Genomic DNA, 19,928 nt, shown 5'->3' on the forward strand with positions numbered 1-19,928 from the left:
GCCTCTGCAATGCCTGTCGTAACCGTGTCCGAATCGTATGTGATGCACGTTACAACCATACGAGTCGAAGAGCATCATCCCCACGGGCGCCAGGAGGGGTGCTGACCTGCCCGATCGGGTAGGTCACGGGCTTGCGTCGGTCAGGAAAGCGCATGCCCCAACTCTGCAGCCTGAGCAGTCAGCTGCTGACCGTCACGGGCCACGACCACGTGATCGCACATCCGCTCGTACTCTCCCATCGAGCAGGACGCCTGATCCCAGTAGCGTCGTGATTCCGGAGTGATCCACGCCAACCGGTGCACCTTGGACCGGATCTTCTCGAGCTCGTCGATTCCGGGCGGTCGACCGTTGCACCGACCGTCTCCGACGATGATGACAGCAGTGCGCTTGTTCAGAACATCGCCGTACTCGGCGAGCAGATTCGCGAAAGTCTTACCGTAATCGCTGCTCGCTTCGAGATCGAGACGCTCGTCGGCCAACACTGCTGCCAATGCACCATCGCCGGTGCTACCGAGCAGTGTGGTGGTCACATCTACCGGCGAATCGACGAAACCCATCACGGTGCACCGATGGGCCCTCCTGTGCATGGCTTGTGCGAGCCGCAGCGTGAACGCCGTGATCGGCCTGACCGACAGCGACACATCTGCCAAAACCAACAGCCGGACCTTGTCCGACACCGGCGTTCTGGTCACCAAGTGAAACGGGATGCCATCGGTCCCCAGACTCGCTCTGACTGTCCGACGCATGTCGAGGGGCCCTCGCGAATGCTCCCGAGGCCTCGGACGTGGCTTGCCTCGCATCCGACGAAGCACCTCGTGGCTTGCCCGATCGATCTCGGCGTGACGCTCGGTGGCACGATCGGCCACGCCCAACGGGTCGGGCGTGGACATGGTCCCGGTCAGCTCGGCGAGCGCAGCTACGAAAGCTTCGACCGCGTCGGTGATTTTGTCGAGTTGCGCCGCCGACAACGGGCCCGAGTCGGTACCGTCGCCGTAAACGCTGCGCGGGTCGTAGGCGTCGAACCACGCCAGAATGCTCGCCGGATCGTCCCAACTGAGCGTCCCCGCCACGGCACCGCTGGTACTCGACGCCAACTCCCCCGCGGCAGTCGATCCAGAGCGCTCGAGATCGACGGTGTACGTCACACCCCTTCTACCCATGTCACCATCGGTGTCGACCGAAAGGTCATGATCCTCGGAGGACAGGCTGATGTCGTCATCGTCCTTGTGCGGATTGAAGCCCTTGTCCGCTTCCGGGGCGTCGAGAAGATCACCGATTTCCACTGCTCGCTCGTTGTACTCGGCGTACTTCGCCGCTTCCTGATCCGCGCCGACATCGAGATCACTCGGCAACCCACCGGCCACCTGCGCACCCAGCGCTCGACGGGCCGACTCCGTCGCGGACCCTCGGGCGACGAGGAACAGCGAATCGAACGCCCGATCGAAACCCACCTGCTCGTGCGCATATTTTGCGCACGTAGCCCGAAGAGCCGCACGAAGAACGGTGAGGTCGCGGGCTCCTACCAGGCCGAGGACGCGTCGAACTTCGATCACTTCGGCTGGAGAGGAGGCGACGCTGTTGACCCGCAACGTACGTCCGAACACCGCCGACAGTACATCCAACACAATCGACGGTGAAAATGTCGGTGCACCAGTCATTTTCGTATCCCGATGCCGCCCTTTTCGCGGCCACCATGGCCACGGAAAGCGGAGGCGGTGGTATTCATCGGTGCTCCGAGTGAGCTCTCAGCAGTCGTGAGCTTGTCCGGCACAGCCCCTGCGAGCGCCAGTTTCATATCGGAGGAATATTTGACGAGGGCGGCAAGCAAGTACTTCTTGGTTTCTTCGGTATGACCGAGAACGGCTGCTATCCGAGCAGCGTCGATGACCTCCGAGATGGAGGGGCTCTTGCGCAACGGGAGTTCGCGCAGCTCGGCGGCCAAAGCCACGACGTCGGCGGCAACCTTCACCGGCACTTCGGGGGCGCGGGCCGTGACGATCTCCCGCTCTCGCTGCGGCGTCGGGTAGTCGAGATGAAAGTGCAAGCAGCGACGCTTGAGCGCAGAGGAAAGTTCGCGAGTATCGTTGGAGGTCAATATGACCCACGGGTCACTACGGGCTGTGAAGGTGCCCACTTCGGGAATGGTGACCTGCTTTTCGGCCAGAACCTCGAGCAGCAGCGCTTCCATCGATTCCTCGGTGCGGTCGACCTCGTCGACAAGGAGCACCACCGGTTCCTCGGACAGCACGGACTCGAGCAACGGTCGAACGGCGAGGAATGCCTCGGAATACAGACCGAAGTCTCTGGCTGCCAGCAACTTCGACGCTTCGTCGATGTCGGTGATGTGTTCGGTCAGCGCGCCGATATGCTCGCGCAGCATCTGCACGTGCAGGAGCTGCTTGGCATAATCCCATTCGTACAGGGCTCGGTTGTCATCGAGGCCCTCGTAGCACTGGAGCCGTACGAGTTTGCGCCCGCTCGCCGCCGCGAGCGACTTCGCCAATTCCGTCTTTCCCACGCCCGCTGGGCCTTCCAGCAGCAATGGACGATCCAAGGCGGTCGCCAGATGAACTACGGTGGCGAGATCGTCATCGGCGATGTAGTTCTGCTCGCCCAATGCTCGTTGTAGATCCGTCGCGTCGACGAATCGGACGGTCCCCTCGTCGTCGTCGTTATGCACTGTCGACAACCTTGTCATTGGTGTCCTTCTCGTAGTTGTGGCCCGAACGACCGCGTTCCTGCCGACGTGGTCGGGTGCACGTGGGTGCACCCGACCACACCGACAGCACGTTGGAGACTGCCGACTAGTAGGACTCGTTGATGGCGTGTGAGATCACCGGGAGCATGGACTCGACGGTGACTTCCCGCGGATTGCCCGGTGTGCACCAGTCGTCCTGGACATGCTCGGAGATCTTCAGTACCGACTTCTCGTCGCCCTTGATCACGTCGCCCTTGCCTGCGTATTTGCCGGTGTTCATCCGGTTCTTGCCGTAGGTTGCCGATCGGATGGAGCCGAAGTTGTCGGGAATACCGACATCCTTGGCGAGTCGAATCGCGGCCTCGACAGCGGCGTCGGCAGCCTGAACGGTAGTCATGTTCTTGGTGTCGACGCCCATGGCTACGGCAATCTCGGCGTAGCGCTTGTAGCGAGAAGGCAGGTTGTATTCCCACACCCGCGGCAGGGCGATGGCATTGTTCAGTCCATGCGCGCTGTCGTAGAAGGCGCTGATGGCGTGCGAGATAGAGTGGATGACGCCGAGTCCGCCGGAGTTGAACGCCTGAGTCGCAATGTACTGGGCGTTCATCATGCCCTCGCGAGCCTTCAGATTGCCCGGGTCGTACACGGCCTCGCGAAGATGCTTGGACACCAAGCCGATCGAGTAGATGGCATTACCCAGTGAGGGTGCGAAGTCCAGACGTGACACGTACGGCTCGGCGCCGTGAGCGAGGACGTCGAATCCGCAGAATGCCGTCCACTGTTGCGGGCAGGTGTAATACAGGAGCGGATCATCGAGTGCCAGAGTCGGAGTCGACGCCTCGTCGAAAGCAAGCCACTTGTGCGGCTTGTCCATATTGGAGGTATCGGTGATCACGTAGGCCCAGGAAGTCTCCGAACCGGTTCCGGCCGTGGTGGATACGGCGATATGCGGCGGATTCTGCTTGTTCGTGGACTTGGAGAATCCTTCGAACTCGTTGATGTTTCGGCCGTCATGAGCGACGACGACGCGGATGCCCTTGGCTGCGTCGTGGCTGGAGCCACCACCTACGGAGATGACGCTGTCGCACTTTTCCTTCTGATACAGAGCGGCACCATCCATGACGTTGTAGTCCTTGGGGTTGCTCTCTATCTTGTCGTAGAGGACAACCTCGACGCCCTGGTATTCGATCTTGCCGATCAGTTCCTCGATGATTCCGGATCCGCGAAGTCCGGTGGTAACAAGCAAGGCGCGCTTGAATCCAAGCTCTTTGGCCTCGACACCGAGCATGTCGTGGGCACCGACTCCCAGCTTGGCGCGGGGCAGTGGGTGGAACTCCTTGATCGGAAACTCCCAGATCTGGTTGAGCTCGATTGCCATCGGTATCTCCTCGGTGTGGATGGATTGCGTGGACACCGGCTGTGATCGGCGTCTCACTGATGGCAACTCTGTCGGCCGGGAGGCGGTCTGTGAACAGATACCGACGCGAACCCTGCCTTCGCCGGAGGTGAACTATCCGATCGGGTAGGTCCCGGTGCTGCACGGCCGAACAGGACAGGCGAAGATCGACAGAAGCGAGACGAGATGGCTAAACTAGAACACGTTACAATTGATCGAGAGGACACCACCGAATGACGACAGTCGACGTGCCCCACGGCTCCAGATCCGTACTGCTCACGGTGGCGGATGTAATCGAAGAATCGGCCGATGCGCGGTCGATCGTCTTCGATATCCCCGAAGACGCCAAGGACAAATTCACCTACAAGCCCGGGCAGTTCCTCACCCTGCGTATTCCGAGCGACCGGACCGGCTCGGTCGCTCGGTGCTACTCCCTGGCGAGCTCACCGCACCGCGACGCCCGCCCCAAGGTGACGATCAAGCGCACGTCCGACGGTTACGGGTCCAACTGGGTATGCGACAACGTGAAGGCCGGCGACACCATCGAGGTGCTCCCGCCGTCGGGACGGTTCACCCCGGCAGATCTGGACGACGACTTCCTGCTGTTCGGCGCAGGATCGGGAATCACTCCGGTGATCTCGATTTTGAAGTCCGCGCTGGGAGAGGGCACCGGGAAGGTGTTCCTTTTCTACGCCAATCGCGACGGGGACTCGGTCATCTTCGCCGAAGAACTTCGTGCTCTCGCAACCGAATATCCCCGCCGACTCGTGGTCGTGCACTGGCTCGAATCACTACAGGGCATTCCGACGGTCGATCAGCTGGCAACATTCGCGACACCGTTCCGCGAGTACCGCGCGTTCATGTGTGGGCCCGCGCCCTTCATGGACGCAGTGCACAAGGCGCTCTCCTCGGGCGGGTTCCCCCGCGAGAACGTGCACAGCGAGGTGTTCTTGTCCCTCGCCGGGGATCCGTTCACCGACGCCCCCGAGATCGAACTGACCGACGATGACACTGCGTCGGCCGCGACCGTCGAGGTCGAACTCGACGGCGAAACTCATACCCTCTCGTGGCCACGGAAGCAGACACTGGTGGACGTGATGCTGGCCGGCGGACTCGACGTCCCGTACTCCTGCAGAGAGGGCGAATGCGGATCCTGCGCGTGCACCCTCTCCGTCGGCGAAGTGACGATGGACAACTGCGAGGTCCTCGACGACGAGGACATAGCCGAGGGCTTGATCCTCGGTTGCCAAGCTCACCCGGTCAGCGACCACCTTGAAATCGAGTTCTGACGCCGGAAGAAATGTCAGCGCTGGGGAAGCTACCGAGGCCCGCTTTCGCGCCGTGAGGCGATGCCGAATCCGACGGCCGAGATCAAGGCCAGCAAGATCACGAATCCGCCGTACACGAGGGCAGTCCGCTCCAAGCCGAAGATGTGTACGGCGAATCCTCCGACGACGGCGGGCAGACTGAATGCCAGGTAGCTGATGGCGAAGGTCGTGGCGAACATGCTTCCGCGATCGGCTGCGGGGACGAGAGCTCCGAGCGTGCGCATGGCTCCGAGAAATGCGCTGCCCCACCCTGCACCTGCGACGGCGGTGCCGATGAAGTAGAGCGCGACTGTCGAGGTGCTCACTGCGAGAAGGGAGATCGCCACGCCGGTTGCCAAGACGAGGGCACCGGCGATCATGACGGTGCGCGGTGGGCGATGTCGTACGGATGCCGCTGCCAGGGATCCGGAGAAGAAAAGCGCGAAGCTTTCGAGTCCGCCGACGATGTGATTGTCGATTCCGAAGACCGATCGGATGATCGACGATCCGAGGGAGAGGTGAAATCCGCCCAAGGACCACGTTGCGACGAGCGCAGGAACGATGAGCAGGAATGGTGTCCTGATGTCGGCTGGTATTGCCATCTTCGGGAGCACCAAATGTGCAAGATGCCGCTTCGAGTCCACTCCTCGGAGCGCGGAGGTTTCGGGTAGGAACGCGAGGGCGACAGTGAGAATCACCAGAACTCCGATGAGCATGGCGTACACGAGGACCGTCGGGGCAGGGGCGAGTTGCACCAACAGTCCGGCGCCGAGCGCGCCCGAGGCCAAACCCAGTGAGGGTGCGACGCTGTTCACGAGCGGACCCGAGGTGTTCGACGGCTGGAGATCGACCACTGCTGCATTCATCGCACCGATCGCAGCGCCCGCGGCGAGTCCTTGCACGATGCGCGCAGCGATCAGACCTGACACGCCGTCGGCCACGATGAAGAGCAGCAGGCTGACCACCAGAAGAGCGATCGAACCCACCAGAATGGGCTTTCGCCCAACGTGGTCGGACAGACCTCCGACGGTGAGCAGAGCTGCGAGCAGCGCCAACGCGTAGACCGCGAAAACCACGGTCAATGTCGTCGATGAGAAGTTCCAGTTGCTCTGGTAGATCGGGTAGAGCGGGGACGGTGCTGCCGACGACGCCATTGTTACGAGGTAGGTCAGTCCGACGACCCAGAACGCGACACCGTACGGCAGTCGACGCTGCATCCGGGCGCGAGGGGGAAAGGCGATCTTCGACTCGACGCTGACCACGTAGGTCCCTACTTCCGCTAATGCGACGATCATTGCTTTAACTAACGGTATACCTGCCTGGTCTCCGGTGCCGAAAGCGCGGCCCGCCCGCTCACTGGTGGATCGACAGTTCGCTCAGCAACCGGCCTTCGCGGTGCGCAAGCGCACTGGCCGGAAGCTCACCTGCCCGGCCGCTGAGGAACACTGTCAGCTCACTCGACCCGGCAGCAAAGTCACCCGCCGAGTCGATCCGCCGAAGCGTCTGCCGGGCAACGGCTTCGGCGCTGTCGAACAGGCGCACGTTCTCCGGCAACAGAGAAGCGATCTCGTTCGATACCAACGGATAGTGGGTGCATCCGAGAACTACGGCATCGACATGTTCCGGCGTGGCACCGACCGCAGCACGGATCGCCGCGGAGATCGCCTCCGTGTCGCCCCGGTCGATGGAATCCGCGAGACCGTGACACGCGACCGAAGTGACGGACCGACCCGTCGCGAACTCCTCGATCAACCGCGCTTGGTACGCACTGGCCGTCGTTGCAGCCGTTGCCCAAATCGCGATCCGATCACTTGCTGCCGCAGCGGGTTTGATCGCTGGGACGGTGCCGATCACCGGAATCGCGTCACCGAGGTGGCGACGGACGTGCGCCAATGCCGTCACACTCGCGGTGTTGCACGGCAACACGATTACCTCTGCTCCCGATGACACAGCGCGATCGGCAGCATTCACCACGCGATCGATCACCCACGCGTCCGGCTTCGGGCCCCATGGGGCCCCGTCTGGATCCATCAGCAGAATCAGATCGAGCTCGGGACGCAGTTCCCTCAAGTGTGCAGCCGTCGGCAACAGGCCGAGCCCCGAGTCGATCAAACCGATCATCACTGCGTGTGTCAGCCCAGCGCCTGCTCGAGATCGCCGATGAGATCAGCGGCGTCTTCGATACCTACCGACAAGCGAACGAGATTATCGGGAACCTCGAGCAGCGACCCTGCCGTCGACGCGTGAGTCATCGCCCCGGGGTGTTCGATGAGTGATTCCACGCCACCAAGGGACTCCGCGAGGGTAAAGATTTCAGTGCGAGCACAAAAGTCGAGCGCTGCCTGCTGACCGCCGCCGAGCAGAACCGAAATCATGCCGCCGAAGCGTCGCATCTGCTTTGCCGCGACATGATGCGAAGGGTGTTCCGCCAATCCCGGGTAGATGACCTGCGAGATCGCCGTATGACTGTTCAGCATCTCGACGAGCTTTTCGGCATTGTCGCTGTGACGCTCCATTCTCAACGCCAGCGTCTTGATGCCGCGCAGGGTCAGAAATGCGTCGAACGGCCCTGGCACTCCACCGGCCCCGTTCTGCAGAAACGCGAAGGCCGCGTCGAGCTCTTCGTCATCGGTGATCAGTGCCCCGCCGACGACGTCGGAGTGTCCGCCGATGTACTTCGTCGTCGAATGCAGCACGACGTCCGCACCGAGTGCAAGTGGCTGCTGCAAGTAGGGCGAGGCGAAAGTATTGTCCACGACCAACTTCGCATTCGAGCCGTGAGCAACCTCCGCGAGTGCCTCGATGTCGCCGATGTTGAGAAGCGGGTTGGTCGGCGTCTCGACCCACACAAGCTTGGTATTCGGCCGAATCGCCTGACGAACGGCATCGACATCGGACACTGCCGCGACGGAGTACTCGATACCCCACTGGGTGAAAACCTTGTCGATCAGGCGGAAAGTGCCGCCGTAAGCGTCATTCGGAATGACGAGGTGGTCGCCGGGTCGCAGGGTCGCACGAAGGAGGCAATCCGTGGCCGCCATGCCCGACGAGAACGCTCGGCCGTAGGTGCCGGATTCGATCGCAGCAAGGTTGGCTTCGAGCGGCCGACGTGTCGGGTTTCCAGTGCGGGCGTACTCGAACCCACTGCGCATGCCGCCGACGCCGTCCTGAGCGAACGTCGAGCTTGCATAGATAGGCACGTTGACCGCACCGGTCAACGGATCGGGCTCGTACCCCGCATGCACCGCTTTGGTGGAAAACCCCTGTACGGACGTGCTGTCTGCCTTGCTGCGCTGCTCACTCATGGCTTCCAGACTAATAGGTGCAGGAAATGGGTAGCCTGCGGGAGACTCAGCCGCACGAAATTTCGGCGGCAACACTCATCCAAGCCAGCGGAGAACACCGCCGGAAGAAACGAGGCACACCGTGGCCGACTCGACACCCCACAGCTCGCAGAGCGTCGAAGAATTGTTCGCGCTCGATACTCTCCTGGACTCCGAGGAACGTCAGATTCGCGAGACGGTCCGCAAGCTGGGCAACGAGCGCATCCGCCCGCACTTGGCGGAATGGTACGAGGCGGGCACTGTCCCCGCTCGCGAACTTGCGAAGGAACTGGGCGCACTCGGCCTGCTCGGGATGCACTTGGAAGGTTACGGCTGCGCTGGAACCTCGGCGACTGCATACGGATTGGCCTGTATGGAACTCGAAGCCATGGACTCCGGGATTCGCAGCCTCGTCTCTGTGCAAGGTTCGCTGGCGATGTTCGCGATTTGGAAGTTCGGCTCCGAGGAGCAGAAGCAGCAGTGGCTCCCGTCGATGGCCGAGGGGTCGAGCATCGGATGCTTCGGACTGACCGAGGCGGACTTCGGCTCGAACCCCAGCGGCATGAGGACCCGAGCGAAGAAGGACGGAAGCGACTGGATCCTCAACGGCAGCAAGATGTGGATCACCAACGGCCCGATCGCCGATGTCGCCGTGGTCTGGGCACAGACCGATGACAAGATTCGCGGCTTCGTAGTACCGACGGACACTCCGGGTTTCACTGCGAACACCGTGAAGAACAAATTGTCGCTTCGGGCGTCCATCACCGGTGAACTCGTGCTCGAGGACGTCAGGCTTCCCCACGACGCGATGCTCCCCGAGGCGCGCGGGCTGAGCGGCCCGCTCGGGTGCCTCAACGAGGCACGCTTCGGCATCATTTTCGGTGCGATGGGAGCGGCCCGAGATTGCATGGAATCGGCGATCGAGTATTCCCAAACCCGAGAGGTGTTCGACAAGCCCCTGGCCGCCTACCAGCTGACCCAGGCAAAGCTTGCGAACATGGCCTTGGAGCTCGGAAAGGGTCAGCTCCTTGCACTCCACCTCGGACGCCTGAAGGACAAGGGCCAACTGCGAGGTGAGCAAGTATCGGTCGGCAAACTCAACAACGTGCGGGAGGCGATCAAGATCGCCCGTGAATGTCGAACGATTTTGGGTGCCAACGGAATCACGTTGGAGTACCCGGTGCTACGGCACGCCAACAACCTCGAGTCCGTCCTCACCTACGAGGGCACGTCCGAGGTACACCAGTTGGTAGTGGGCCAGGCGTTGACCGGGTCGAGCGCAGTGCGATAAGCGCTCGACGCACGTGAGTGGAATTCACGCCCGAGGGCACAAATTCCACTCACGTGGGGCTATGCACCCTTGCTGAGGAATCCGAGGAGATCATGTCGGGTGATGACACCAACCGGCTTGCCTTCTTCTACGACCATGAGGGCATCGGTCTCCCCCAGCGCCTTCGTCGCATCTGACACGTGCTCGCCTGCGCCGATGAGCGGGAACGGCTCGCTCATATGCTTGGCCACCGGATCAGCGAGTGCTGCGCGTCCTTCGAAGACTGCACTGAGCAGATCGCGCTCGGTGACGCTGCCTGCAACCTCCCCTGCCATGACGGGCGGCTCGGCGCCGACGACCGGCATCTGCGAGACGCCGTATTCACGGAGAATCTCGATGGCGTCGCGGACGGTCTCGGACGGATGCGTGTGCACGAGTGCCGGTAGCGCGCCGGACTTGCCCCGCAGGACGTCACCGACCGACGGTTCATCGGTCTTGCCGTCGAGACGTGAGCGCAGGAATCCGTAGGAGGACATCCAGTCGTCGTTGAAGATCTTGGCCAGGTAACCGCGGCCACCGTCGGGCAAGAGCACGACGACGAGCGCGTCGGGGCCTTCACGCTCGGCAACCTTGATCGCAGCTACCACTGCCATGCCGCAGGATCCGCCGACCAGCAGGCCTTCTTCCCGAGCCAACCGTCGTGTCATGTCGAACGAGTCCGCATCGGATACCGCGATAATTTCGTCGGGGATCGACGGGTCGTACGCGGTCGGCCAGAAGTCCTCGCCGACGCCCTCGACGAGGTACGGACGGCCGGTACCGCCGGAGTAGACCGAACCTTCAGGGTCGACGCCGACGACCTTGACCTTGCCGCCGGACATCTCCTTGAGGTACCTGCCTGTTCCGGAGATGGTGCCGCCGGTACCGACGCCCGCAACGAAGTGAGTGATCTTGCCGTCGGTATCGGCCCAGATCTCGGGGCCGGTGGTCTCGTAGTGACTCTGGGGGCCTGCCGGGTTGGCGTATTGATTCGGCTTCCAAGCTCCGTCGATTTCCTGCACGAGACGATCGGAGACGCTGTAGTAGCTGTTCGGATCCTCCGGTGCGACGGCGGTCGGGCAGACCACGACCTCGGCGCCGTACGCGCGGAGGACGTTGCGCTTGTCCTCGCCGACTTTGTCGGGGCAGACGAAGACGCACTTGTAACCCCGCTGCTGAGCTACCAGAGCCAACCCGACGCCGGTGTTACCGGAGGTGGGCTCGACGATCGTCCCACCGGGCTTCAGCTCTCCTGCAGCTTCGGCGGCGTCGATCATCTTGACCGCGATGCGGTCCTTCGACGAGCCGCCCGGGTTGAGGTATTCGATCTTGGCAGCGACCGTCCCTGCGTTGTCGCCGACAACGGAGGACAGCTTGACCAACGGAGTGTTGCCGATGAGTTCGGTGACGTGCTGAGCAATGCGCATACCTACATCTTCCCAGACGCCACCACGGGCGGCTTCCCGGTACCACCGAGGCACGTGTGGTTCGTTGCATACGATGGACGGCATGGCGCAGAAAGAAATGGACCTCGAGTGCCGGTGAATCGATGGCAGAGGGCCGCCAAAGCAGGTGCCGCGACCGTCCTGGCAGGCTCCTCCGCCGGCACTGCATCCTGGGCTGCGTACAAAACGCTGATGTCCCAGGCGAGTTCCGCGCGAGGCGTGATCGGGAGGAACACCACCAAACCTCCCGAGGCCGACGGCGTCTACACCGCAGGATCACCGACCCCGCAGCGCTGGCGGCCCGGAATTTCGGCCGATATTCACCTGATGGTCTTCGGCGACTCCACTGCTGCAGGCGTCGGGTGCGCCGTCGCGGAGGAGGTGCCCGGTGTCCTCGTGGCCCGCGGTTTGGCCGAGGAGACGGACAAACGAATTAGGCTGAGCACCAAAGCGCTTGCGGGTGCAACATCGAAAGGACTCGAAGGTCAGGTCGATGCGATGTTCGTCGCCGGTCCTGCGCCCGACGCCGTTGTCATCCTCATCGGCGCCAACGATGTCACCAAGAAGTTCTCGATCAGCGCCTCGGCGACGCGACTCGGCGCCGCGGTGGAACGTCTGACCGCGCAGGGAACTGTGGTGGTGGTCGGTACGTGCCCCGACCTCGGTGTGGTCACAGCCATTCCGCAACCGCTGCGCACCGTCGTGCGGAACTGGGGCCTTCGACTCGCTCGCGCACAGACCGCGGCCACCCTGTCTGCCGGCGGTCATCCGGTCGCTTTGGCAGATCTGCTCGCTCCGGAGTTTCTTGCCGCGCCGGAGACCATGTTCTCGGCCGATCGTTTCCACCCGTCGGCGGCGGGCTACGAACTCGCGGCACGTCAGTTGCTTCCCGTCCTCGCGGCCGCGCTCGGAGAATGGCGCGGCGGACCACTACCCCAGCTGCCCGAGGTATCCGCGGCAGTAGAGTCTCGCAGATTCCGGCCTCGGGCAACTGCGTCGATCGAGAGGTTTCTGCGCCGTCGAGGTGCCGAAATAGAGGCACAGAGCGGCTAGCGATATGTTCGAAACAGCAAACGCCTGCTAGCGCAGTCTCGCAGGCAGCAGCCAACAAAGGAGATTTCATGCCAGAGGCAGTAATCGTCAGTACCGCTCGTTCACCTATCGGTCGCGCAATGAAGGGATCGCTCAAGGACATTCGTTCTGACGACTTGACCGTGCAGATGGTGGCCGCAGCGCTCGCCAAGGTCCCCGAGCTCGACCCGACCGACATCGATGACCTGCTCCTCGGCTGTGGCCTCCCCGGCGGAATGCAGGGCAACAACCTCGCTCGGATTGTCGCCGTTCTTCTCGGTTACGACTCACTGCCCGGCACGACCATCACTCGCTACTGTTCGTCTTCACTGCAGACCACTCGCATGGCCATGCACGCGATCAAGGCCGGCGAAGGAGATGTCTTCATCTCCGCAGGCGTCGAAAGTGTTTCGAGCTTCGTTCACGGCAATTCCGATTCGCTTCCGCAGAGCCACAACCCGCTCTTCGCCGATGCCGAGGCCCGCACCAAGAAGGCGCAAGAAGAGGGCGCGGACAGCTGGACCGATCCCCGAGAGAACGGCGACCTCCCCGACGCGTACATCGCGATGGGCCAGACCGCCGAGAACGTTGCGCTCGTCACCGGCATCAGCCGCGAGGATCAGGATCACTGGGGCGTGCGGAGCCAGAATCGTGCTGAGGAAGCCATCGCCAGCGGCTTCTTCGAGCGTGAAATCACCCCGGTCACACTGCCCGACGGCACCGTCGTCTCGACGGACGACGGCCCGCGTGCAGGGACCACGTACGAGAAGATCAGTCAGCTCAAGCCGGTCTTCCGTCCGAACGGAACCATCACCGCAGGCAATGCTTGCCCGCTCAACGATGGTGCAGCCGCGCTGGTGATCATGAGTGATACGAAGGCAAAGGCGCTCGGCCTCACGCCGCTTGCGCGTATCGTCTCCACGGGTGTGACCGGTACTTCGCCCGAGATCATGGGTCTCGGCCCGATCGAGGCCACCCGCAAGGCGCTCTCGATCGCTGGCATGTCGATCTCGGACATCGACCTCTTCGAGATCAACGAGGCGTTCGCGGTCCAGGTTCTCGGATCCGCACGCGATCTCGGCATCGATCACGACAAGCTCAACATCTCCGGTGGCGCTATTGCCATCGGGCATCCTTTCGGAATGACCGGTGCCCGCATCACCACGACGCTGCTGAACAACCTGAAGACGCAGGACAAGACGTTCGGCGTCGAGACCATGTGTGTCGGCGGCGGCATGGGTATGGCAATGGTTCTGGAACGCCTGAGCTGATCGAGACATCCCTGGTCGCTTCTTGCACGAGAAAGGCCCCGGACTCCATTGGAGTGCGGGGCCTTTCTCGTGCAAGAACTAGTCGTTGTTGAAGTAGCTCAGCAGACGCAAGATTTCGACGTAGAGCCAGACCAAGGTGATGGTCAATCCGAGAGCTACGCCCCACGCTGCCTTCTCGGGAGCCTGCGCGCGGATCAACTGGTCGGCCTGATCGAAATCGAGCAGGAAGCTGAACGCCGCAATACCGATGCAGACGAGGCTGAAAATGATGGCCACAGTGCCACCGTCGCGCAGACCCAGTCCGCCGGCGGTGAAGAAGCTCGCCACCAGGTTGCCCAGCGCCAGCACGACGACGCCGATGAGAGCGCCGACGATCATCCGCGTCAATCGTGGGGTGACCCGGATAGCGCCGGTCTTGTAGACCACCAGCATGCCGAAGAATACGCCGAACGTGCCGAGGACCGCCTGGGCGATGAGAGTGCTACCGCCCACACCCCCGAATTCGATACTCGTGAACATGAAGGACAACGCACCGAGGAAGAAACCCTCCGCTACCGCGTAGGCCAGAACGATGGCCTTGTTGTCCATTTTGCGGCCGAACGTCGCGAACAACACGAGGCCGAGACCGACGAGTCCGCCACCGATGACGAACGGTGCGGCCAGGTCGGTATTGCTGTCGACGAGCAGGTACGAGATGATCGCGGTGATCGACAGCACACCGAGTGTGATGCCCGTCTTGGTGACGACATCGTCGATCGTCATCGCCCGCGTGGTGGGACCAGTCCGATACGGCTCAGGCTGCGTACCCGGCTGCCCGAACTGCTGTGTGGCCTGCGAGGCACCAGCCGTCGCAGTGCCGAAAGTGGCGTATCCGCCGCCCTCCTGCTTGGGCAGGTTGCGGAACACCGGGTTGCTGGAGGTGCGCACCGTGTCTCTTTCCCTTCGTCGTAACGAGCAGACCGCGGGGAAATCCCCGGGCAGTTATATGAAGAACGTTCCACATCCGGACAAAAGTTCCCAGTCGGACCGACATGTTCGGACAATTCGGACTTTACCGGCCCGGACGGTGGGTCGCTCGCACAAGCGGAAAATTCGGCCGTGCAGTATGGAGGACATGAGCATCGAAGACGGACCGGGACAGACCCTCGATCAGAGCGAAAGCTTGGACTCGGACGAACTGCGCAACGACGACGGCGACACGGTCGTGGACGCACCGGACCACTGGAGTGAGGCAGACAAGTTCGGGACTACCGCCGAAGAAGCCCTCGAAGGTGAGAGCTTGGAGGAGAAGCTGAGCGAAGAAGAACCGGACATCGCGCTGGAGTCCGAGGCACGTTCGGTTGCCGAAACTCCCGACGCAGAGTTGACCGAGGAACTGGTCGACCATGTGATCCTCGAATCCGACGAGGATCCCGATATCGACTACGCGGACGGTCAGCGACAGGCCGAGATCGTCGAAGGAACCTTGATCGAGGATCGCGGGCGTAATCGCGGTCAGATCGACGGGACCCCCGAAGACGGCGGCCCCGTCACATAGCCGATCAGGCGACGGTCGACCGAGTGACGGTGAACTTCTTGTTCTTACCCCTCACTTCGGTCGGCCCGACAGCCTTCGCGAGCGCAGCCCGATAGTTCAAGTGCCAGTTGTATACGGTCCACAACTCACCGCCGGGCCGCAGAACCCGACCGGCTGCGGCGAAGAGCTTCTCGGCCCCACCGGTGTGCACCGCCGCGCCCTCGTGAAAGGGCGGGTTGCATACGATGAGGTCTACCGAATCGTCTTCCAGCGTTGCCATGGCGTCATCCCGAAGGACCTCCACGGCAAGGCCGTTCGCCTGGGCAGTCGCGCGGGCGGAATCGACGGCCGCCGTCGAGCGATCGGTGGCCAGCACGCGAATTCCCTCGCGCTCGCGCGCGAGCATGCACGCGACAATTCCTGTGCCACAACCGAGATCGACGACAACGTGCGCATCACGCTTCATTTTCCTCTCGTGCTCTAGAAGAAAACGGGTTCCGATGTCGAGCGTCGACCCGGCGAACACAGCACCGTGGGCAACCACCGTCAAGCCGACGTCTTCCAACGTCCGAGTGACCGGGTACGTACGCGACGTCGCACGAATCGGTGTCGCCGCGGACAACACCCGCGACTTCTGCCTGCCCCGCCCCGCGCTGAACGTCTCGAAATTCTTGCGCAGAATGTCGTTCATCGCCGGGAACATGTGTTTGTCGCGACCACCGGCAAGGACCAGCACGTCGTTCGGCGCGTATGCGGCGATGAGTTCGATCACTTCGGTCAGCTCGGCGAGACTGCGGGGCAGTTGCATCAGGACGACGTCCGCAGTCTGCAGGAGGTCCTCACCCAGCGAGAAGTTCCCGTACACCTCCGACAGTCCTACCGCTGCGGCATTACGTGCCAAGGCTGCTTCACTGGTCGACGAGTCCTGATGTACTCGAATTCCGGTGGCCCCGAACTGCACAGCGGCGCCGAGAGTGAGAGCGCCGTAGTGGTCCCCGACTACCGCGATCTGCATGCCAGGGCCTACCTGCAGCGCAGCAGGTACCGAGTCGAGCAACAGGCGATCTGTGGGGTCTACGGCAAAGAGGTTGGGTGCTTCGGTGTCGGGAAATCGCCGTAGGCCGGCGAGGACGGATTCCAATTCGTGCATCCGACCAGTGTTTCACCCCTGGAATGCATATCCAAACACGTTGAACGTCAATAATTTCGACACGTCATCAGCGCGCCCGAATGGCATTTTCGGCCGATCGGGAGCATGCTCGAAGAATGGAACAACCGAAAAAGATCGAAGCGCTGTTCAGCCACGTGGAAGACGCGTCGGATGATGCGCCTGCCGAAAACAAGAAGCCTGCTGTCTACACCACGCTGTTCAGCGGCGAAACCCCGTCAGGACAAATAGCGTAGATAGTCCAAGGACTTGTCAGCGTGGACATGTGAGCGTTCGCTCCTGACCACCAGCCTGACCACTTGATTCGTGTCGATCACAAATGTTGTTCGCTTCACCGACAACAACTGACGGATCATCGAAAATCGCGCTGAGTTCATTGAAGATCGCGCCGAGTGTGACCTACTCCGACCGATGTCCTTCCTTCGTCTCAGCCTTGCGAGTGGCCCTCCGCGACGCACCCCGAATTGCTCGGCCACCACGCCGTCGGTATCGGCGAGCATTGGATAGTCGAACGAGCGTTGCAGCGCAAAGTGCGACTGCTTACCGGTGGTGTCGGTGCTGATTCCGACTCGCTGAGCGCCGAACGACTCGAATGCACCCCCGAGGTCTCTGAAATGACACGCTTCTGCGGTGCAGACGGGGCTGGTCGCAGCCGGGTAGAAGAAAAGCACCACCGGGCCGTCGACCAGCAGTTTACTCAAGCTCCGGACGTTCCCCAGGTGGTCAGGGAGTCGAAAATCCGGCGCGATATCGCCAGTACGCATGATGACGAGGCTACGTGACCTCCCGGCGCATCGGTCGAGAAGCAGTGCAAAATTCAATCCGAGGCCTCTAATTCGAGGTCATCGAAACTGCCCCTCCGGGTCCGACGAGCAGCGTCGATCGGAGCCTGAGGAGGTCGTCTCCGTCGATTCCGATCGCATCGAGATATCCATCGAACGATCCGTGCACATGCTCGACGGCCTCCAGCCCGTGCCGGTAGTACCGCTCCGTCACCCCGAGAAGAGCATCGGACAATTCGATCGGCGCACCATTTTCGTCAGCTGCTGAACTCGCCTGCACGTGGGCGCGTAACGACTCGACGGCGGCATTGCTGCGTAGGTAGTCGGCAACGATGTGTGCGTCGTCGACTCCGGCAGCGCGAAGCACCGTCGCTATGGTCCAACCAGCCCGATCCTTGCCTGCGGCGCAATGCACCAGCACCGGTCCTTCGCCGGTTCCCAGCGCCGTGACCACCCTACGTATTGCAATACGCGCGCCCTCGAGCGATGCGTAGGAGGTATAGGCACGCATCATGTAGTCGAGTTGGGCATCCTCACTCGCAGTGATCCGCGCCTCATGTGGGGCCTTTTCGCCCCTGTGGTTGTCGTAGGGAACATTGTGGACACGAACGCTGCCGGGGACGCGGTCGGTTCCGCTTCTCTCGATCTCCGTCTCACCACGCAGGTCGAAGACCTGCTTCACCCCGAGCCGTACCAGCTCTTCGTGTCCACGAGCATCGAGCCTGGTCAGTTCCGACGACCGGTAGAGCACTCCGCGACGCACTTCGAGACCCTCGGTGGTGCGCGCACCACCGACGTCCCGAAAGTTCCATGCACCCGACAGCTGAAACTGGTCGTTGGTACTCGCTTCTCGCATTCCACGACAATAACCAATGCCTCGGACCGGCCGCACTTTCACCGTGCAGGCAAGGAACTCGGTCGCCGCGGTAGCGTCAGCAGGTATGACATCGAACCTCGAGGTCCGGACCTACGACGTAATAGTCATCGGGGGCGGCATCGGAGGCGTATCGATCGGCTATGAACTCGCGACCGACCGGACGGTGTGCCTACTCGAGCAGGAGTCGACGCTCGCGTTCCATACCACTGGACGTTCGGCCGCATTGTTCCTCGAAACGTACGGCAACAAGCCAATTCGAGCCTTGACGAGCGCGAGTAGAGACTTCCTCCTCGAGCCGCCGGTGCACTTCGAAAGTGAACTGCTCTCTCCCCGTTCGCTACTGCAGTTCGCTGCGCGCGGACGCGGTGCGATCCTCGAGTCCATGTTCGAGCAAATCCGATCGCTGACACCGGACGCGCACCTCCTCTCCTCTCGTGACGCGCATGATCTGTTCCCACCGCTACGAGCCGACCACATCGATCTCGCACTCCACGAGCCGGGTTCGATGGAGATCGACGTCCATGCCCTACACCAGGGTTTCCTCCGCGGCCTGCGCAAGCGAGGCGGCCATGTCGAGACCGACAGCGGCGTCGTGAACCTGCAACGTCGCGACGGGATCTGGCAGGTGACTTCGCAGGACGGGACGGTACGTCGGGCCGAGATCGTCGTGAATGCTGCTGGAGCCTGGGCAGATTCGGTCGCTACCCTTGCCGGAGCGCAGCGATCGGGACTCCGGCCACTACGTCGAACGATCTTCATGATCGGCGCCCCGGAAGAGATGGATACGAACGCGCTCCCCACGCTCAGCGACATCGATGAGTCCTTTTACATCAAGCCCGAAGGTGCTCAGCTGCTCTGCTCTCCCGCCGATGAGACACCGGTGGAACCCAGCGATGCACGGCCGGACGAACTCGAAATCGCACGTGCCCTGGACGCCATACACGAGACCACGACTCTGACCGCTCGTCACGTGCGATCGTCCTGGGCCGGTCTGCGGAGCTTCGTCGCGGATCGGACGCCGGTAGTCGGATTCGACCCGCGGGTCGACGGTTTCTTCTGGTGTGCGGGACAAGGCGGTTACGGCATCCAGACGTGTTCGGCACTCTCTCGTGTCGGAGCTGCACTGATCAGAGGAACAGGTCTGCCGTTCGACGTCGTCGATCGCGGCCTGGCCGCCGCAGACCTCGCCCCTGGTCGCGACTTCGCTGCCGCACCCGACGTCTGAGCGCGCCTTTCGGCGCACACGTTGTGGTCTACGCATATCGTGGACTGCATGACCGATCTGGACCGAACGGATGCCCGTTTGTTGCTCGCGTTGTGCGATCGACCACGCGCGACAGGCGTCGAACTCGCGGGAGATCTAGGAATTTCACGGAACACTGTGCAAGCTCGGTTGACTCGATGGGACGAGAAGGATGCTCTCACCTCCATCGATCATCGGGTGCGTCCGAGAAGTCTCGGGTACGCATTGCAGGCTTTCGTCACCACCCGTGTCGATCAGCACAAACTCGCCGAGGTCACCGATCATCTCCGCACCATCGAAGAGGTACTCGAGGTCTTCGGACTGTCGGGCGCGTCGGACATGCACATTCGAATAGCCGCGGTCGATGCCGATGATCTGTACCGAGTCGCCGGACTGATACTGAAAATTCCGGGGGTGGAACGCACCAACATGTCCATCGCTATGAGCGAACTGATTCCGTATCGCACCAGGCCTCTACTGAATCGCGCCGCCGCAACACCACGCAGCTGACCAGTTCTCCCC

The 19,928-nt window shown here is 62.2% G+C and carries 19 protein-coding genes; 8 read left to right on the top strand and 11 right to left on the bottom strand.

Annotated elements, in window-relative coordinates; genetic code table 11:
* Nucleotides 1–140: 140 nt before the first annotated feature.
* The 3 genes from madC to mdo all read right to left on the bottom strand — a co-directional run bounded on the left by madC (nucleotide 141) and on the right by mdo (nucleotide 4,076).
* Entirely contained in the window at nucleotides 141–1,658 is a 1,518-nt protein-coding gene (gene madC, locus O1W68_RS00145) for a MadC family VWA domain-containing protein (protein WP_269300897.1), read from the bottom strand.
* Nucleotides 1,655–2,698, bottom strand: a complete 1,044-nt coding sequence (locus O1W68_RS00150; protein ID WP_269300898.1) for a MadB family AAA-type ATPase — start codon at nucleotides 2,696–2,698, stop codon at nucleotides 1,655–1,657. The genes madC and O1W68_RS00150 overlap by 4 nt, the downstream gene beginning before the upstream one ends.
* A gap of 106 nt (nucleotides 2,699–2,804) precedes the next feature.
* Nucleotides 2,805–4,076: an NDMA-dependent methanol dehydrogenase gene (gene mdo / locus O1W68_RS00155; RefSeq protein WP_084348011.1), complete on the bottom strand. Its 1,272-nt coding sequence runs from the start codon at nucleotides 4,074–4,076 to the stop codon at nucleotides 2,805–2,807.
* A gap of 251 nt (nucleotides 4,077–4,327) precedes the next feature.
* Here mdo and O1W68_RS00160 point away from each other — a divergent pair, with 251 nt between their 5' ends.
* The gene (locus O1W68_RS00160) at nucleotides 4,328–5,383 is read left to right on the top strand and encodes a ferredoxin--NADP reductase (protein WP_269300899.1); all 1,056 of its coding nucleotides are present in this window, start codon (nucleotides 4,328–4,330) and stop codon (nucleotides 5,381–5,383) included.
* Nucleotides 5,384–5,412: 29 nt separating this feature from the next.
* Here O1W68_RS00160 and O1W68_RS00165 read toward each other — a convergent pair whose 3' ends face one another.
* Genes O1W68_RS00165 through O1W68_RS00175 form a run of 3 tightly spaced genes read right to left on the bottom strand, consistent with a single transcriptional unit; the run spans nucleotide 5,413 to nucleotide 8,706 of the window.
* Complete coding sequence (locus O1W68_RS00165; protein WP_269300900.1) at nucleotides 5,413–6,696, bottom strand: MFS transporter; 1,284 nt, start codon at nucleotides 6,694–6,696, stop codon at nucleotides 5,413–5,415.
* Between the two features lie 58 nt (nucleotides 6,697–6,754).
* Nucleotides 6,755–7,525, bottom strand: coding sequence for a glutamate racemase (locus tag O1W68_RS00170; RefSeq protein ID WP_269300901.1), 771 nt, complete (start codon nucleotides 7,523–7,525; stop codon nucleotides 6,755–6,757).
* Between the two features lie 8 nt (nucleotides 7,526–7,533).
* Nucleotides 7,534–8,706, bottom strand: coding sequence for a cystathionine gamma-synthase (locus O1W68_RS00175; RefSeq protein WP_269300902.1), 1,173 nt, complete (start codon nucleotides 8,704–8,706; stop codon nucleotides 7,534–7,536).
* A gap of 121 nt (nucleotides 8,707–8,827) precedes the next feature.
* On the opposite strand from O1W68_RS00175, the gene O1W68_RS00180 reads away from it, so the two are divergent.
* A complete protein-coding gene (locus O1W68_RS00180; RefSeq protein WP_269300903.1) occupies nucleotides 8,828–10,015 on the top strand; it encodes an acyl-CoA dehydrogenase family protein in 1,188 nt (395 codons plus the stop codon).
* Between the two features lie 59 nt (nucleotides 10,016–10,074).
* On the opposite strand, the gene O1W68_RS00185 is transcribed toward O1W68_RS00180, so the two are convergent.
* A complete protein-coding gene (locus O1W68_RS00185) occupies nucleotides 10,075–11,460 on the bottom strand; it encodes a cystathionine beta-synthase (protein ID WP_269300904.1) in 1,386 nt (461 codons plus the stop codon).
* 108 nt (nucleotides 11,461–11,568) lie between these two features.
* Between O1W68_RS00185 and O1W68_RS00190 the strand changes: the two genes are divergently transcribed.
* Nucleotides 11,569–12,531 carry an SGNH/GDSL hydrolase family protein gene (locus O1W68_RS00190; protein WP_269300905.1) on the top strand — a complete coding sequence of 321 codons (963 nt, stop codon included), beginning with the start codon at nucleotides 11,569–11,571 and terminating at the stop codon, nucleotides 12,529–12,531.
* A 68-nt stretch (nucleotides 12,532–12,599) separates the two neighbouring features.
* Nucleotides 12,600–13,820, top strand: a complete 1,221-nt coding sequence (locus O1W68_RS00195; RefSeq protein ID WP_269300906.1) for an acetyl-CoA C-acetyltransferase — start codon at nucleotides 12,600–12,602, stop codon at nucleotides 13,818–13,820.
* A gap of 78 nt (nucleotides 13,821–13,898) precedes the next feature.
* Here O1W68_RS00195 and O1W68_RS00200 read toward each other — a convergent pair whose 3' ends face one another.
* Nucleotides 13,899–14,747, bottom strand: a complete 849-nt coding sequence (locus O1W68_RS00200; RefSeq protein ID WP_084348004.1) for a Bax inhibitor-1/YccA family protein — start codon at nucleotides 14,745–14,747, stop codon at nucleotides 13,899–13,901.
* A 187-nt stretch (nucleotides 14,748–14,934) separates the two neighbouring features.
* Between O1W68_RS00200 and O1W68_RS00205 the strand changes: the two genes are divergently transcribed.
* Nucleotides 14,935–15,357 carry a hypothetical protein gene (locus O1W68_RS00205; RefSeq protein WP_186628957.1) on the top strand — a complete coding sequence of 141 codons (423 nt, stop codon included), beginning with the start codon at nucleotides 14,935–14,937 and terminating at the stop codon, nucleotides 15,355–15,357.
* Nucleotides 15,358–15,361: 4 nt separating this feature from the next.
* On the opposite strand, the gene O1W68_RS00210 is transcribed toward O1W68_RS00205, so the two are convergent.
* On the bottom strand, nucleotides 15,362–16,486 hold the full coding sequence (locus tag O1W68_RS00210) for a class I SAM-dependent methyltransferase (RefSeq protein ID WP_269300907.1): 1,125 nt from the start codon (nucleotides 16,484–16,486) through the stop codon (nucleotides 15,362–15,364).
* Nucleotides 16,487–16,602: 116 nt separating this feature from the next.
* On the opposite strand from O1W68_RS00210, the gene O1W68_RS00215 reads away from it, so the two are divergent.
* Nucleotides 16,603–16,740, top strand: coding sequence for a hypothetical protein (locus O1W68_RS00215; RefSeq protein WP_168708277.1), 138 nt, complete (start codon nucleotides 16,603–16,605; stop codon nucleotides 16,738–16,740).
* On the opposite strand, the gene O1W68_RS00220 is transcribed toward O1W68_RS00215, so the two are convergent.
* A complete protein-coding gene (locus O1W68_RS00220) occupies nucleotides 16,723–17,268 on the bottom strand; it encodes a peroxiredoxin (protein WP_269300908.1) in 546 nt (181 codons plus the stop codon). The two genes, O1W68_RS00215 and O1W68_RS00220, sit on opposite strands and share 18 nt — an antisense overlap.
* A gap of 67 nt (nucleotides 17,269–17,335) precedes the next feature.
* The gene (locus tag O1W68_RS00225) at nucleotides 17,336–18,142 is read right to left on the bottom strand and encodes a tyrosine-protein phosphatase (protein ID WP_269300909.1); all 807 of its coding nucleotides are present in this window, start codon (nucleotides 18,140–18,142) and stop codon (nucleotides 17,336–17,338) included.
* Between the two features lie 85 nt (nucleotides 18,143–18,227).
* Here O1W68_RS00225 and O1W68_RS00230 point away from each other — a divergent pair, with 85 nt between their 5' ends.
* Nucleotides 18,228–19,388, top strand: coding sequence for an NAD(P)/FAD-dependent oxidoreductase (locus O1W68_RS00230; protein WP_269300910.1), 1,161 nt, complete (start codon nucleotides 18,228–18,230; stop codon nucleotides 19,386–19,388).
* Nucleotides 19,389–19,436: 48 nt separating this feature from the next.
* A complete protein-coding gene (locus tag O1W68_RS00235) occupies nucleotides 19,437–19,916 on the top strand; it encodes an Lrp/AsnC family transcriptional regulator (RefSeq protein ID WP_136169637.1) in 480 nt (159 codons plus the stop codon).
* Nucleotides 19,917–19,928 lie beyond the last annotated feature (12 nt).

The organism is Rhodococcus sp. H36-A4, assembly GCF_027158005.1.
GTDB lineage: Bacteria > Actinomycetota > Actinomycetes > Mycobacteriales > Mycobacteriaceae > Rhodococcoides.